Annotated in this window: 12 protein-coding genes; 6 read left to right on the top strand and 6 right to left on the bottom strand. The window is 70.2% G+C overall.

Annotated elements, in window-relative coordinates; translation table 11 throughout:
* Positions 1 to 30: 30 nt before the first annotated feature.
* Complete coding sequence (locus A6A25_RS18665; RefSeq protein ID WP_073891824.1) at positions 31 to 534, bottom strand: Lrp/AsnC family transcriptional regulator; 504 nt, start codon at positions 532 to 534, stop codon at positions 31 to 33.
* Positions 535 to 585: 51 nt separating this feature from the next.
* Here A6A25_RS18665 and A6A25_RS18660 point away from each other — a divergent pair, with 51 nt between their 5' ends.
* Positions 586 to 1,518, top strand: coding sequence for an SMP-30/gluconolactonase/LRE family protein (locus A6A25_RS18660; protein WP_143193245.1), 933 nt, complete (start codon positions 586 to 588; stop codon positions 1,516 to 1,518).
* Positions 1,519 to 1,601: 83 nt separating this feature from the next.
* Here the strand turns inward: A6A25_RS18660 and A6A25_RS18655 are convergent, their stop codons facing one another.
* Positions 1,602 to 2,900: a tannase/feruloyl esterase family alpha/beta hydrolase gene (locus A6A25_RS18655; RefSeq protein WP_380734123.1), complete on the bottom strand. Its 1,299-nt coding sequence runs from the start codon at positions 2,898 to 2,900 to the stop codon at positions 1,602 to 1,604.
* A gap of 404 nt (positions 2,901 to 3,304) precedes the next feature.
* Here A6A25_RS18655 and A6A25_RS18650 point away from each other — a divergent pair, with 404 nt between their 5' ends.
* Positions 3,305 to 3,571: a hypothetical protein gene (locus A6A25_RS18650; protein WP_073891820.1), complete on the top strand. Its 267-nt coding sequence runs from the start codon at positions 3,305 to 3,307 to the stop codon at positions 3,569 to 3,571.
* A gap of 56 nt (positions 3,572 to 3,627) precedes the next feature.
* Here A6A25_RS18650 and secA2 read toward each other — a convergent pair whose 3' ends face one another.
* Entirely contained in the window at positions 3,628 to 5,946 is a 2,319-nt protein-coding gene (secA2, locus tag A6A25_RS18645) for an accessory Sec system translocase SecA2 (RefSeq protein WP_073891818.1), read from the bottom strand.
* Positions 5,947 to 6,156: 210 nt separating this feature from the next.
* On the opposite strand from secA2, the gene A6A25_RS18640 reads away from it, so the two are divergent.
* Positions 6,157 to 7,044 (top strand): hypothetical protein, encoded by an 888-nt coding sequence (locus A6A25_RS18640; protein WP_073891817.1) that lies wholly within the window; start codon positions 6,157 to 6,159, stop codon positions 7,042 to 7,044.
* A gap of 149 nt (positions 7,045 to 7,193) precedes the next feature.
* Here the strand turns inward: A6A25_RS18640 and A6A25_RS18635 are convergent, their stop codons facing one another.
* Together A6A25_RS18635 and A6A25_RS18630 are read right to left on the bottom strand one after the other, a co-directional pair.
* Positions 7,194 to 8,480 carry an MFS transporter gene (locus tag A6A25_RS18635; RefSeq protein WP_073891815.1) on the bottom strand — a complete coding sequence of 429 codons (1,287 nt, stop codon included), beginning with the start codon at positions 8,478 to 8,480 and terminating at the stop codon, positions 7,194 to 7,196.
* A 13-nt stretch (positions 8,481 to 8,493) separates the two neighbouring features.
* On the bottom strand, positions 8,494 to 11,460 hold the full coding sequence (locus A6A25_RS18630; protein ID WP_073891814.1) for an acetyl-CoA carboxylase family protein: 2,967 nt from the start codon (positions 11,458 to 11,460) through the stop codon (positions 8,494 to 8,496).
* Positions 11,461 to 11,617: 157 nt separating this feature from the next.
* Between A6A25_RS18630 and A6A25_RS18625 the strand changes: the two genes are divergently transcribed.
* Both A6A25_RS18625 and A6A25_RS18620 read left to right on the top strand, forming a co-directional pair.
* Positions 11,618 to 12,415 carry a sporulation protein gene (locus tag A6A25_RS18625; RefSeq protein WP_073891812.1) on the top strand — a complete coding sequence of 266 codons (798 nt, stop codon included), beginning with the start codon at positions 11,618 to 11,620 and terminating at the stop codon, positions 12,413 to 12,415.
* Positions 12,416 to 12,567: 152 nt separating this feature from the next.
* Positions 12,568 to 12,840 (top strand): GlsB/YeaQ/YmgE family stress response membrane protein, encoded by a 273-nt coding sequence (locus A6A25_RS18620; RefSeq protein ID WP_073891811.1) that lies wholly within the window; start codon positions 12,568 to 12,570, stop codon positions 12,838 to 12,840.
* Positions 12,841 to 13,043: 203 nt separating this feature from the next.
* Here the strand turns inward: A6A25_RS18620 and A6A25_RS18615 are convergent, their stop codons facing one another.
* On the bottom strand, positions 13,044 to 13,664 hold the full coding sequence (locus tag A6A25_RS18615; RefSeq protein WP_073891809.1) for a TetR/AcrR family transcriptional regulator: 621 nt from the start codon (positions 13,662 to 13,664) through the stop codon (positions 13,044 to 13,046).
* 89 nt (positions 13,665 to 13,753) lie between these two features.
* Between A6A25_RS18615 and A6A25_RS18610 the strand changes: the two genes are divergently transcribed.
* Positions 13,754 to 14,899 (top strand): acyl-CoA dehydrogenase family protein, encoded by a 1,146-nt coding sequence (locus A6A25_RS18610; protein WP_073891808.1) that lies wholly within the window; start codon positions 13,754 to 13,756, stop codon positions 14,897 to 14,899.
* Positions 14,900 to 15,099: the final 200 nt, after the last annotated feature.

Raw genomic sequence — 15,099 nt, 5'->3', positions numbered from 1 at the left:
GGGTGGCGGTGATCCTGGAGACGATGGGCCTCAATGAGCGGCCGTTGCGTCGGGTCGCGCGCTCATGCCGAGCGGGTCGAGCGTCCGTTCGAAGCACGTCTCCAGCACTACGATGGCGTTCGTCCCGGACACGCCGGCGATGTCGTGTACGTCCTTCAGCACTGCCTGCAACGCGCGCGTACCCGCCGTGCGCACTTTGAGCAGCAGCGACGCCGTTCCCGCCACGATGTGCGCCTCCTCCACGGCGGGCAGCGCGCGCAGCGCGTCGGCCGTCTCCGGCGAGCCGACCCACGCCGACGAGTCGACCAGCACGAACGCCAGCACGTCCAATCCGAGCGCGGTCGGGTCGATCTCCACCGTGGTGCGCCTGATCACGCCCCGCTCGCGCAGCTTGCGCACCCGCTCGTGTGCCGCCGCCGCGGACAGCCCGATCCGCGCGCCCAGCACCGCGTAGGACTGCGTCGCGTCCTCCCGCAGCGCCGCCAGCACAGCCCGGTCCGTGTCGTCCAGCTCTCCACCTCCGCCTGATTTCATCAAGCATTATAGGCTTCTAGCCAGATGGCATTCGGCGCTTGAGGAGCAATGATGGACGTCATCCCGACCAAGGTGGAGTCGTTCGACGACCGGCTGCTGCTGTTCGGCGACGACCTGCTGGAGCGCCTGGCCACCGGGTGCAAGTGGACGGAGGGTCCCGCCTACGTCCCCGCCGGCCGGTACCTGCTGTTCAGCGACATCCCCAACGACCGCGTCCTGCGCTGGGACGAGACCACCGGCCACGTCGGGGTGTTCCGCTCACCCGCCGGCTACGCCAACGGCCGCACCCTCGACGCCCAAGGCCGCGTCGTCACCTGCGAGCAGGGCGAACGCCGGGTCGTGCGCACCGAGCACGACGGCTCGACCACGGTCGTCGCCGACCGCTTCGACGGCAAGCGGTTCAACAGTCCCAACGACGTCGTGGTCGCGGCCGACGGCGGCGTGTGGTTCACCGACCCGCCCTACGGCATCCTCAGCGATTACGAAGGCGTGCGCGCGGAGTCGGAGATCGGGGCCTGCCACGTTTATCGCGTCGACCCTGCGACCGGCGCGGTCGAGGTCGTCGCGGACGACTTCCAGCGCCCCAACGGCCTCGCGTTCTCCCCCGACGGCACCCGGCTCTACGTCGTCGACACGCGTCGCAACCACATCCGGGGCTTCGACGTGGACGGCGCGAGGCTGCGCGGCGGCGACGAGGTTGCCCGCTGCACGAACGGCCAGTTCGACGGCATCCGCCTGGACGAGCAGGGCCGGATCTGGGCGGCCGCCGGGGACGGCGTGCACTGCATCCACCCCGACGGCACCCTCTTGGGTCGGATCGGTGTGCCCGAGGTGGTGTCGAACGTGTGTTTCGGCGGCCCTAAGCGCAACCGCCTGTTCATCACCGCCACCACCTCGGTCTACACGCTGCTGTTCAACGTCAATGGCGCCCGGCCGCCCTACTCGGTCACTCAGAGCTCGTCCAGCCGGAACTCGCCCGCGTAGGCCGCTCGGACAACCCCGCTCGCGCAACAGGGCCCCGCCGCTCGGCCGCCCCCAGGAGCACGCCGAGCGGCGGGATCCCCGGGTCACGCCAGCGCGCAGTCCGTCGCGTTCACGGTTGCCGGACGGGGCACGGTGGTCGACGCGGGCGGGCGGGTGCCGGCCAGCCAGCCCTCCAGCGCTGTGAACGCCGAACGGTGGCACGGCGTCAACGGCCGCAGTCGGTCGGGGAAGGCGTCGAACAGCGAGTCCACGTGCGTGCCGCCCTCGATCCGGTAGTAGCGGAACAGGGCACCGCGACCCGCCTGCCGCACCATGTCCGCGTAGACGTCGGAGTCCTTCGAGATCGGCAGCAGCACGTCGAGCGTGCCGTGCAGGGTGAGCAGCGGCCTGCCGATCCGGCCGGTCAACGCGATGCGTTCCACAGCCCGCTGCGCCTGCGGCCTTGAGGCGTAGTCGTAGTCCGCGTCGCACAACGGCGTGCCGGGAGCGCAGAACGGCGTACCGGCCTCGACGTCACCGTCCCACGTCGGGTCCAGTTCCTCGCGGTAGATCCGCTGGGTCAGGTCCCAGTAGTACTGGTGGTGGAACGGCCACAGGAACTCCGACTCGGCCGGGAACCCCGCCGCCACCACGGCCGCCTTGTCACCGGTCGCGTAGCCCTTCAGCGCGGGCGGCAGGAACGTCAGCAGGTTCGGACCCTCGGTGGTCCACAGCGTGCCCTCCCAGTCCACGCCGCCGTCGTACAGCTCGGGCCGGTTCTCCAGCTGCCACCGCACCAGGTAGCCGCCGTTGGAGATGCCGGTGGCCAGGGTCCGCGACGGCGGCCGGCAGTACCGCTGAGCCACCACGGCCTTCGCCGCCCGCGTCAACTGCGTGACCCGGTGGTTCCACTCGGCGATCGCGTCACCGGGCCGCGTGCCGTCCCGGTGGAACGCCACACCCGTGTTGCCCTTGTCGGTCGACGCGAACGCGTACCCGCGCGCCAGCACGAAGTCGCTGATCGCGCGGTCGTTGGCGTACTGCTCGCGCACGCCGGGCGAGCCCGTGACGACGAGGCCGCCGTTCCAGCGCTCCGGGAGCCGGATCACGAACTGCGAGTCGTGCGCCCAGCCGTTGTTGGTGTTGCCCTTGGACGAGTCGGGGAAGTAGCCGTCCACCTGCGTGCCCGCCACCGGGGTCGGCGCGGGCAGCCCGGCCGGGGTCAGCCCGGCCCAGTCGGCGGGATCGGTGCGGCCCCCGGCGGTGGACAGGTCGGCGAGGTGGGTCAGTTCCTGGTGCTCGGCACCGGGAACGCGCAGGGGCCCGCATCCGTGGGCGGACGCGGGAACGGCCTGCGCCGTCGTCGCGAGGAGCGCTGCGATCAGCGGAACGGCGATGTTCACCCGAGGCACGGTAAAACGGCCCGGCGGGGCGCGGAATGGGTCCCGACGCCATGGCCGGCGGGGCGGATGTGGTGTGCGGAGCCATCAGCGGCACACCTACGAGTGACCCTCACACCGGGGATCGGCTCGACACAGCGTCACCAACGGCCGTAATCGGGGATTTCACTGCTACAGGTGACGTCGATCGGTGCATGACCGCTGCGTGACCGATCTCCACGGCCGCCCGAACGGCTGTGTCCTGGACGTCCCCGGGTGCGTGGCGTTGCCTCTCGCTCGGCGGTGGCGGCTTGAGTACCACGATCGGTGCGTTTTGACCGCCCGGGCAGGGGTAGCTGAGTTGACCCAGCGAAGTTCGCACTGCCAGGTGATTTACGTTCACCCGGCGTGAGGTGTCTGCTTCCGGGGTGACTGAGCAACGGCGCTCTACGCGCACTGACCAGGAGTGGGACCTGATCCGGCGCATCCAGAACCTGGCCCACCGGGCCGAACGCACCGCGTTCGACCACTCGAACCTCGTCGGTCCGCCACCGTCCCAGCAGCACTTGGACATCCTGGCGGAGATCCGTGCGCTCACCGAGCAGGCGGTGGCGCAGCGGATGCCGAGACCGGCCACGCTGCCCAGGCAGCCGCAGCCGGTCGCCGAGAAGAAGGTCTCCGCCCCCGCTCGCTGACCGCCGTGCGCGGGCCGGTCCTGACTCCCGGCCCGCGCACGGTCAGCGGACGGCGGTCAGCGGCGCCGGACCAGCTTGACCAGGCCCTTGAACGTCTCCTCCAGGCCGGACGAGAACGGGTTGTCGTTGACCAGGTAGGTCCAGGTGGTGTTCGGCCGCTGCACGCCCGCCTCGGCCAGGTGCGCGCCGTCGGCGTCGATCTCCACCTTGGCGAAGGTCTCCTCCGCCTCGTCCCACGCGTCCGGGATGATCTTGTGGTAGGCCGGGATGGCCTCCCGGTGGAACTCGTCCAGCGGGTTCTGCCGCGCCAGCGCCCGCAGGTGGATGCCCTCGCGCAGGTCGGTCAGGAACGTCAGGTGGTCACTCCACCGCTGGTCGAGGTGGTGCAGCGCGATCAGCCGGGCCGCGTTGACCTTGACGTCGTCGTCCAGGTCCTTGATCTCGTGCGCCTTGTCCGGCTTGCGCTCGGACAGCTCGGTCCACGCCAGGTCGGTGCGCAGCAGCTTGTCCCGGTACTCCAGCAGCAGCTGGCGCTGGTGCTCGATCAGCTTGTTGTACCGCCAGGTGTTGCGGTGGATCTCCAGGTGCACGCCCTCGGCGACGCGCTGCGCGTGCTCCACGGTGTGCAGCGTGCCGGTGTCGGTGACCCGGCCGTCCTCGTCCACCTCGGCGGGCTCGTCGTGGTCGGGCACGTACTGCGTGACCAGGTCGTCCTGCAGCGAGGAGAAGAACACCGAACCGCCGGGGTCGCCCTGGCGGCCCGCGCGACCGCGCAGCTGGTCGTCCAGCCGGCTGCTGGAGTGCCGCCCGGTGCCGATCACGTAGAGGCCGCCGAGCTCGGCGATGCGCTCCCGGTCGGTCGACTCGTGCCCGCCGAGCCGGATGTCCGTGCCGCGGCCCGCCATCTGGGTCGACACGGTGATCCGCTGGTAGGAGCCCGCGTCGGCGATGATCGCGGCTTCCTCGGCGTCGTTCTTCGCGTTGAGCACGACGCACTCCAGGCCCGCTTCGCCGAGCTTGCGGGACAGGCGCTCGGACTCGGCCACGTCGAGCGTGCCGACCAGGATCGGGCGGCCCGTCCCGTGCACCTCCTTGATCTCGGCGACGATCGCGGCTTCCTTCTGCTCCAGCGTCAGGTACAGCCGGGACGCCTCGTCCTCCCGGATCGTCTCCACGTTCGGCGGGATGACCAGCACTTCGAGCTGGTAGAAGTCGCGCAGCTGCTCGGCGACGGCCACCGCGGTACCCGTCATGCCGCACACGGTCGGGTAGCGGCTGAGCAGCGCCTGGACCGTGATGGAGTCCAGCACCTCGCCCGCGTCCGTGGTCGCCACGTTCTCCTTGGCCTCGACCGCGGCCTGCAGGCCGTCCGGCCAGCGCTGGAGCTTGGCGATCCGGCCGCGGGTGTCGTTGATCAGGTGCACCTTGCCGTCGCGGACGATGTAGTCCACGTCGCGGTGCAGCAGGACCTGCGCGTGCAGGGCCACGTTGACCTTGCTCAGCGTGGTGGAGACGTGCTCGTCGGAGTACAGGTCGATGCCGCCGAGGGCCCGTTCGACCAGCTCGCTGCCCGCGCCGGTGAGGTAGACGTTGCGCTCTTCGTCGTCGATCTCGAAGTGCAGGTCTCGGCGCAGCCGCTTGACCAGGTCGGCCAGGGCCGGGTCGACCGCCGGGCCCGCCGTGGAGCCCGCCAGGACCAGCGGCACGCGGGCCTCGTCCACCAGCACCGAGTCCGCCTCGTCCACGAGGGCGACGCGCGGCTTGGGCACGATGAGGTCGGCCTCGTCGGTGGCCAGCCGGTCGCGCAGCACGTCGAAGCCGATCTCGGAGACCGAGGCGTACATGACCTCGGCCTGGTAGGCGGCGCGGCGCTCCTCGGGCTTGGAGCTCTGGTTGATCCAGCCGACCTTCACGCCGAGCAGCTCGTAGAGCGGGCCCATCCACTCGGCGTCGCGCTGGGCCAGGTAGTCGTTGACCGAGACCACGTGCACCTGGTCGCCGCGCAGCGCGAAACCGGCCGCGGCGATGGCGCCGGAGAGCGTCTTGCCCTCGCCGGTGGCCATCTCGACCACGTGGCCCTCCAGCAGGCCGAGCGCGCCGAGGATCTGCACGTCGAACGGGCGCAGGTCGAGCGCGCGGTCGGCGGCCTCGCGGCCGAGCGCGCACACCTCCACCAGCTCGGGGCGGCCGAAGTCGGCCTTGTCGCGCAGTTTGGCGGCCGCCGCGGTCAGTTCCTCGTCGCTGAGCTTCCCCACGCGCTCGGCCTGCTCGTTGACCTCGTCGAGCAGCTTCCGGTAGGGCGTGAGGTCGGCGGAGCCGGGCTTCTGCGCGAACCGACGCAGCCGCTGCTTGAACCGTCCCAGGAGAGTGGTCACGGCACGGCAACGTACGGCAAGCCCGCAACGTTCCGCACGTCACCCGGTTGACAGTTCACTCGTGGGTGCGTCCGGACACCCGTCGAACCGGCCTGTTCGCTGCGCCAGGCGGCCGAATCCTGGGCTTTCCCGTCGAAGTGCGCTTTCGTCACGACTACGTCCCGTTACGCTTTGGTGCTCGAACGTAGCCGAGTCTTCCCAGGAGGCGGGATGCTCGCTCGGTTCATCGCGTGGTTGGACGAACTCCTGGCGGAGGAGGGCAGCCCCGCGATCGTGAAGGCCGTGCTGGGCATCCTGTCGTTCGCCGTGCTTCTGGGTGCGCTGCTGGGTAGTGCCGCTGTCAAGGCCGGAGCGCTGGTCGGAGCGCTGCTGGTACTGCTCTCTGGCGTTCTGGTGCTGTTGGCTGATCGCCGGGCGACCCTGCGTCGACTGGAAGTTCACAGGCGGCTCGTCTCGCATTACACCAAGCTCGCGTCCGACAGCAGCCCGCCGGAGTACCGGATACTCGACTGGGACGTCTTCCACACCGTCGAGCCCAACGGTGACACGCGCAAACGGCTCACGATGCGCGCGCAGGTGCTCGTCGACGGCCTGTGGGCGGTGCGCCTCGTGCACGGCTGCGGATGGCCCCAACCAGCCAAGTACCGGAGCAGGGTCGCGGTCGTGGCCCGAAACCTGCCGGCGGACGACGTCCCCGGCCCGAAGTTGACGACCACCTCGACGTGGGACGCCGAGGGCAGGTTCATCTTGATCGTCCACTTCCGCGCAGCGGTGCCGCGCGGAAGTTCGTTCGGTGTACTGGTCGAGTGCGACTGGCCGGGCATGTGCGTGCCCCTCATGCGCGATCGCAGCCCGGACGACTTCACGATGAGGTTCCGCACCCCGGTCGTCCGGGCTCGCCAGAGGGTCGCGCTCCCGCCGGGGTTCGACGCGTACTTCGAGCCGCTGGGTTTCGACGCGGGCGACGACGGCTTCGAGGTCGTGCGGGTCGTGGACGAGAGCGGTAGGCCGGTGTTCGGCGTGGAGTCGACGGCGATTCCGCTCCAGAAGAGCTTCGGAATGCGCATCGAGCTGAAACGGAGGGGTGCGGTCGCGTGAGCGCACCCCTCACGTCACCGTTCAGCAGTCGTTCCCGCTCTCACTACCGCGTCGTCGAATGATGCTCGAACTCCCTTCGGGTCGTGCACCGGTCACACGATCCGACGGTAGTCGCGGTCACATGGAATAGAAGCGGCCGTTCGTCCTAATCAGGCTCGGTGCGTTTCCCGCAGCCCGAGCACCGAGGCCAGCGTCACCACGCCCATGACCAGCAGGAACGCCGACACCGACAGCGACGTGCCGGTCGCCACCAGCAACGCCGTCATGATGAACGGCGTGCCGCCGCTGACCAGGATCGACGCCAACTGGTAGGCCAGCGACGCGCCGGAGTACCGCACCTGCGGCTCGAACAGCTCCGCCAGGTACGCCGCCACCGGCCCGTAGACCAGGCTCGACCCGATGCCGGACACGGCCAGCGCGACGAAGATCAGCCCGAGCGACGCGGTGTCGATCAGCCAGAAGTACGGGAACGCCCACACGATCATCGCCACCGCGCCCGCCACGATCAGCGGACGCCTGCCGTGCCGGTCCGACCAACGCCCCGCCAGCAGGATCACCGGCACGCTGATCAGCGACGACAGCAGCGTCACCACCAGCACCGAGTTCCGCGCCAACCCCAGCTCGCGGGTCGCGTAGTCGAGCACACCGGCGATGCTGACGTAGAACACCGCGTTGGACGCGAACATCAGCCCGGCGCCGAGCAGCACCGGCTTGCGGTGCGTCCGCAGCACCTCCTTCAGCGGCGCCGGCGGCGGCCCTTCCGGACGCCGTTCCTTGATCTCCCGGAACACCGGGCTGTCCTCCACCTTCAGCTGGATGAACAGCACCACCGGGAACAGCAGCGCGCTCGCCAGGAACGGCACCCGCCACCCCCAAGTGGCGAACTCGGCGGGCGGCACGACCGCGCCCACCACCAGGAACGCCACGTTGCCCAGGATCACCCCGAGCGGCACCCCCGCCTGCCCGAACGTCCCGGCGAACCCGCGCCGATCCGGCCCGGCGGTCTCGGTCAGCAGCAGCACGACACCGCCCCACTGCCCGCCCACCGCGATGCCCTGCAGGAACCGCAGCACCACCAGCAGCACGGGCGCCAGCACACCCAGCGTCGCGCTGGTCGGCAGCAGGCCGATCAGGAACGTCGCCGCGGCCATCAGCGCCAGGCACGTCACCAGCGCGGGCTTGCGGCCGAACTTGTCGCCGACGTGCCCGAACACCAGCCCGCCGACCGGCCGGGCGATGAACCCGGCCCAGAACGTGCTGAACGACAGCAGCAGCCCGATCAGCGGCGACGCCTCGGGGAAGAACAACTTCGGGAACACCAGCGCCGCGGCGGTCGCGTAGATGAAGAAGTCGTACCACTCGAGCGACGAGCCGACGAGCCCGGCCGCCATGAGTTTGCGCAACGTGCGCCGCTCGGGGGGAGCGGTCGTGACCATGTGCTGTTCCCTTTCACCAGGTGTCCACGAACGGGCGTTTCTTGCCGGTCCTGACCTGGACGGGGTCGGGACCGGTGAGCAGGGTGGTGATCCAGCGCCGGGTGTCGACGGGGTCGATCACGTCGTCGATCTCGTAGGCGGAGGCCACGTTGAGCGCCTTGCCGTGCTCGTAGGCGGCGGAGACCATCGCCTCGAACATCTCCTTGCGCTGCGTCGGGTCCTCGATGGCGTCCAGTTCCCGCCGGTACCCGAGCCGCACTGCGCCTTCCAGCCCCATCGGGCCGAACTCGCCGCTGGGCCACGACACGGCGAACAGCGGAACCTTCAAGCTGCCCGCCGCCATCGCCTGCGCGCCCAGCCCGTAGGCCTTGCGCAGCGCCACGAACCCGAGCGGCACGTCGAGGTTCGCGCCCGCCACGAGCATCCGGGTCAGGTGCCGCACGGTCGCGGTGCGCTCGGCGTCCGGCCCGACCATGAACCCCGGCGTGTCGCACAACGACACCACCGGCAGGTCGAACGCGTCGCACAGCTGCAGGAACCGCGCGGCCTTGTCCGCGGAGTTCGCGTCGATCGCGCCGCCGAGGTGGCCTGGGTCGTTGGCGATCAGCCCGAGCGGCCGCCCTTCGACCCGCACCAGCGCGGTGACGATGCCGCGCCCGAACTCCGGCCGCAGCTCCAACACCGAGCCGGTGTCGGCCACGGTCTCCACCACCGACCGCACGTCGTAGGCGCGGACCCGGTTCTCCGGCACGAGGTGGCGCAGCAGCCGCTGGTCGGCGCACTCCCAGTGGTCGACGGGCCCTTGGAAGTACGACAGGTACTTCTTGGCCACCGCGACGGCCTCGGCCTCGTCGGACACCAGCACGTCGATCACGCCGTTGGGCACCTGCACGTCGACCGGCCCGACCTCCTCCGGCCGGAACACGCCGAGCCCACCGCCCTCGATCATGGCCGGGCCGCCCATGCCGATCGTCGCGTCACGGGTCGCGATGACCACGTCGCACGTGCCCAGCAGCACGGCGTTGCCGGCGAAGCAGCGACCGGACGCGATGCCGATCAGCGGCACCAGCCCGGAGAGCTTGGCGAACAGGTGGAACGCCAGGCAGTCCAGCCCGCTGACGCCGCCGTGGTCGGTGTCGCCGGGCCGTCCGCCGCCGCCCTCGGCGAACAGCACCACGGGCAGCCGGCGCTGCTCGGCCAGCTCGAACATCCGGTCCTTCTTGGCGTGGTTGCGCAGGCCCTGCGTGCCCGCCATGACCGTGTAGTCGTAGGACATCGCCACGACCTGGCCGCCGTTCACCGTGCCGACGCCCGCCACCAGACCGTCGGCCGGCGTGCGTTCGACCAGTTCGTCCAGCGACCGGCGGCGGCGTTGCGCGGCGATGGCCAGCCCGCCGTACTCCACGAACTCCTCGCACAGGTCGGCGATGTTCTCCCGGACCGTGCGGCGGCCGGCCGCGTGCCGCTTCGCCTCCGCCTCGGGACGCGAGAAGTCGTGCCGCGCCAACGTTTCCGCGAGGTCGGGCCGCACCTCGTCCAGGTCGACCTCGACGGCCTTCTCCTCGACGGCCACGTCGACGCCCTCGGCGAGCAACGCGCCTTCCGCGACGGTGTCACCGACCTCGACCAGCACCCGCGCGTCACCGATCGGCACGACGTGCTGCATCTTCATCGCTTCCACGACGACCGCGCCGTCCTCGATCGCGACGACCGTTCCCTGCACGGGAGCGCGCGCTCCGGTGTCCTCACGGGGCAGTGAATCGACCAGACCCGTGTGCGCCTTCAGCACGTCCGGGTGGTCCAGCAGCCCGCGCAGGAAGCCGATGTTGGTCTTCGCGCCGTCCACGGTGAACTCGTCCAGCGCGCGGCGGGCGCGGCGCAGTGCGGTGTCCAGGTCGTCGGCGTGCACCACGACCTTGGCCAGCAGCGGGTCGAAGCCGAGGCCCGCCCGGTAGCCGACGGACGCGTGCGTGTCGACCCGCACGCCCGGTCCCGTTGGCGGGACGAACGCCGACAACCGTCCCGTGGACGTCAGGCTCACCCGCAGTTGCAGCGCGCTGCCGCGGGGCGTGTGGGTCAGGTCCGGCTCGGTCTCGGCCGCCAGCAGCAGTTGGGCGCGCACCAGGTCCAGCCCGGTGACCTGCTCGGTGACGGTGTGCTCGACCTGCAAGCGCGGGTTGGCCTCCAGAAACGCGAACCGGCCGTCCGGCGCGACCAGGAACTCGACCGTGCCCAGCCCGGTGTACCGGACGGCACGCGCGATCGTCGCCGCCGCGTCGTGCAACGCGGACCGCAGCTCGGGGGAGAGGTCGGGCGCGGGCGCGATCTCGACCAGCTTCTGGTGCCGGACCTGCAACGAGCAGTCCCGGTCGCCGAGCACCGTCGTGCCGACCAACTGCACCTCGACGTGCCGCGCGGGCTCCAGCAGCTCCTCCACGAACACGGTGTCGTCGCCGAACGCGGCCAGCGCCTCGGCCCGGCACCGCTCGACGGCGGCTTTGAGGTCGGCCAGGCGCCGCACCACGCGCACGCCCTTGCCACCGCCACCGGCGACGGCCTTCACCACCACCGCCCCGTGCGCCTTGAAGAACTCCTCGAACCCGTCCTCGGCTCCAGCGAGCACCGGCACGCCCACCTCGGAGGCCAGGGCGCGGGCGCGGCTCTTGTCGCCGAGCAGCTCCAGCACCTCCGGCGGCGGGCCGACGAACGTCAGCCCGGCCTCGGCGCACCGGCGGGCGAACCCGGCGTTCTCGGCCAGGAACCCGTAGCCGGGGTGCACCAGGTCGCACCCCTCGGCGGCGGCGAGCACGGCGTCCACGTCCAGGTAGGAGCCTTGGAGCCGGACCGCGCGGTCGGCGAACCGGCCGTGCGCGTCGTCGGAGTCGGTGACCAGGGCGACGGTCCGCCAGCCGAGGTCGGCGGCGGCGCGCAGCACCCGGACGGCGATCTCTCCCCGGTTGGCGACGAGCAGCGTGGGCACTTCAACCTCCTGAGCGACCGCTTAGTATGTGACCGCGGTCGCATAGTGGCACCTGGACTTAGCGTTCGTCCAGAGGGAACCGATGCACATCACGAGGCGTCCTTGGAGAAACCCGAGGTCAAGGGCGTGACACAGAGCAGGCCAGGAGGCACTCACCGTGGTTTTCAAGAGGATGTTGCGCGCGTTCGGAGTCGGCGGTCCTTCGGTGGACACGGTGCTGGCCAACCCCAACGCGCGGCCGGGGGAACTGCTCACCGGCGAGGTCCGCATCGCGGGCGGCGACCACGCCGCCGACCTCGACCAGGTCAAGTTGTCGCTGGTCACGCGGGTCGAGGTGGAGAGCGGCGACAACGAGTACAACCGCACCACCGAGTTCGCCCAGGTGGTGGTCGGGCAGCGGATCACCGTCGCGCCGGGGCAGAACCTGGTGCTGCCGTTCCAGTTCCCGGTGCCGTTCGAGACGCCGTTGACCGTCGTGCACGGCCAGCACCTGCACGGGATGACGATGGGCCTGCGCACGGAGCTGGAGGTGCGCGGTGCCGTCGACCCCGGCGACCTCGACCCGGTGGCCGTGCACCCGACGCGGTCGCAGGAGCACGTGCTGAACGCGTTCGGCGCGCTCGGGTTCCGCTTCCAGCGGGCCGACAACGAGGCCGGGCGCATCCACGGCGTGCCGCAGCAGCTGCCGTTCTACCAGGAGATCGAGTTCCTGCCGCCGGGGCAGTTCCTGGCGAAGATCAGCCAGCTGGAGCTGACCTTCGTGACCGACCCGCACCGGCTGTACGTGGTGCTGGAGGCGGACCGCCGCGGCGGGCTGTTCCGGGCGGGCGGCGACTCGTTCGGGCACTTCGCCATGTCGCACGATGAGGTGATCCGCACGGACTGGGCGGCGCTGCTGCACCAGTGGATGGACCAGGTCTCCGGCAGGCGATCTTCCCACGGTTTCGGCCACTAGGGCGTTCGACGCGGGGGTCACCGGTCGGCGCGGTGCCCGCCGACCGGGCCGCCGCTGGCGCTGCGGCCGGCGCGTTGGGTGGGGATGATGACGAAGAGGCCCTCGACGAGGTCGGGGACTTCTTCGAAGGCGACTAACCCGCAGGAGGCATCGTGGGCATCGGCGGTGTGATCAGCGCTCTGATCGTGGGTCTCATCATCGGCTTGCTCGGCAAGCTCATCGCGCCGGGCAAGCAGGCCATCCCCATCTGGCTGACGATCATCGTCGGCATCGTGGCGGCGTTCATCGGCACGTTCATCGCGCGGGCGCTCGGCGTGGAGGACACGCCCGGCATCGACTGGATCGAGATCATCGTGCAGGTGATCATCGCCGCCATCGGCGTCAGCCTCGTCGCCGGGTTCTACGGCAAGAAATCCGTCCGCTAACCTTCGCCTCACCGCGAGAGTCCAACACCCACGTCGCGTGAGTCGTACGTTCAGGTCCCGCTTGTCCTACGTTCGGAACACGCGTGTCCTACGTTCGCGTACCCCGAGTTGAACACTCAGGACGGTCGGCCGTGTTCTGAGCGTTCAACATGGGTGTTCCGAACGTAGGACACGCGTGACGCGAACGTAGGACTCTCGCGGGGTCAGGTGGTGGTGCCCACCATGCGCAGGACCAGGTCGGCGTAGAGGTCGCCGATCTCGGCGGGGGTGCGGCGGCCGGAGGGCTGGTACCAGCGGGCCACGTCGATGCACAGCGAGAGCACCGCCAGGGTCGCCCCGCGCACGTCGGGCACGTCGAACGCGCCCGCCCGCACGCCGTCGGTGATCATGTCCCGCACGGCGGTCTCGATCCGGCGCCGCAGCTCGACCACCTCGGCCAGGTGCTCCGGCGTCAACGCGCTCAACTCGTACTGAACGACCCGCGCCGTCGTGTGGTACTCCGCGTGCCACGACGCGAACGCCCGCACGGCCGCCGCCAGCCGCTCCGCCGGGTCCACCTCGGACACACTGGTCAGCACCGACAGCGAGGTCGCGTGCCCGATCCGCGAGATCTGGAACAGCAGTTCCTCTTTGGACCGGTAGTGGATGTAGACCGCGGCGGGTGACATGCCCGCCTGCGCCGCGATGTCCCGGGTCGTCGTCGCGTGGTACCCGCGCACCGAGAACGCGGCGGCGGCGGCGATCAGCATCCGCCGGGCCGCCGGCGGCGTCACGGACGACCACGTCTCATCCAGGAGCGCGAACTCACTACTGGTCGTCGTCACGCCGGCCCTCCTTGACACGAACCCGAACGATACCGCAGGCTAAGCACACGCTTAGACCTAAGCAACCGCTTAGTATGGAGGATGCGAGAGTGCGCCGCACGCTGTTCGAACCCGACCACGAAGCGTTCCGCGAGACCGCGCAGGCGTTCTGCGACCGCACCCTCCGCCCGAACTACGAGCGGTTCGTGGAGCAGCGCAGCATCGACCGCGACGTGTGGCTCGAAGCGGGCAAGCAGGGCCTGCTCGGCCTGGAGGTCCCCGAGGAGTACGGCGGCAGCGGCGCGAACGACTATCGCTTCAACGCCGTGCTGGGCGAGGAGCTGTCCAAGGTCAGCGCAGGCATGTCGTCCTGCCTGGGCATCCACGGCGACGTCGTCGCGCCCTACCTGGTCGACCTGTGCACCGAGGAGCAGAAGCAGCGCTGGCTGCCCCGGTTCTGCTCGGGCGAGATGACGACCGGCATCGGCATGACCGAGCCCTCCGGCGGTTCCGACCTGGCCGCGCTCAAGAGCAACGCCGTGCGCGACGGCAGCGACTGGATCCTCAACGGCTCCAAGACGTTCATCACCAACGGCTTCTCCGCCGACATGATCGTGGTCGCCGCGCGCACCAGCCCGGAGAAGAAGGCCAAGGGCATCACCCTGTTCGCGGTCGAGACCGGCATGAAGGGCTTCGAGCGCGGCCGCAAGCTCGACAAGGTCGGCCAGCCCGAGTCCGACACCGCCGAGCTGTTCTTCGAGGACGTGCGCATCCCGGCCGAGAACGTCATCGGCGAAGTCGACCGGGGCTTCATCTACATGATGGAACGCCTGCCGCAAGAACGCCTCGGCGGCGCGATCTCCAACCTGGCCCACGCCCAGCAGATCCTGCTCGAGACGATCGAGTACACCAAGGAGCGCAAGGCGTTCGGCCAGGCCATCGGCTCGTTCCAGCACAACAAGTTCACCCTCGCCGAGCTGGTCACCAAGATCGACGTCACGCAGGCGTTCCTGGACCAGTGCACCGACGCGCACACCCGCCGCGAGCTGACCGCCGTGGACGCGGCCAAGGCGAAGTGGTGGAGCGCGGACGTGCAGAACGACGTCATCGACGCGTGCGTCCAGCTGCACGGCGGCTACGGCTACATGACCGAGTACCGGGTGGCCCGCGCCTGGATGGACGCCCGGGTGACCCGGATCTGGGCCGGCTCCAACGAGATCATGAAGGAACTCATCGGCCGCGACCTCGGCCTTTAGTGCCGCGACCGGGAGCCTTCGCCGCGTCTTCGACGCTCGGCAGGGCGCCCCGGGCCCGCGCCCACAGCCAACCATGATGAGGACGCGGGCCCGGCACCACGATCCACCCGTACGACCGCCGAATACGGGGGCAAAGGCCCTCGGTCGCGGCACTAGTAGATTGTCGCGGCTAATTCTTGGGGTATAGGTGGCGGAGTTTG

It is taken from the genome of Saccharothrix sp. CB00851, from assembly GCF_001905065.1.
GTDB lineage: Bacteria > Actinomycetota > Actinomycetes > Mycobacteriales > Pseudonocardiaceae > Actinosynnema.
The sequence above is the reverse complement of the archived record's forward strand: the minus strand, read 5'-3'. Positions and strand labels throughout refer to the sequence as shown.

Bases quoted from the DNA above. Each gene is read 5' to 3' on its own strand.
- A6A25_RS18635 (WP_073891815.1), bottom strand. From the start codon at position 8,480: ATGGTCACGACCGCTCCCCCCGAGCGGCGCACGTTGCGCAAACTCATG.
- A6A25_RS18665 (WP_073891824.1), bottom strand. From the start codon at position 534: ATGAAATCAGGCGGAGGTGGAGAGCTGGACGACACGGACCGGGCTGTG.
- A6A25_RS18660 (WP_143193245.1), top strand. From the start codon at position 586: ATGGACGTCATCCCGACCAAGGTGGAGTCGTTCGACGACCGGCTGCTG.
- A6A25_RS18640 (WP_073891817.1), top strand. From the start codon at position 6,157: ATGCTCGCTCGGTTCATCGCGTGGTTGGACGAACTCCTGGCGGAGGAG.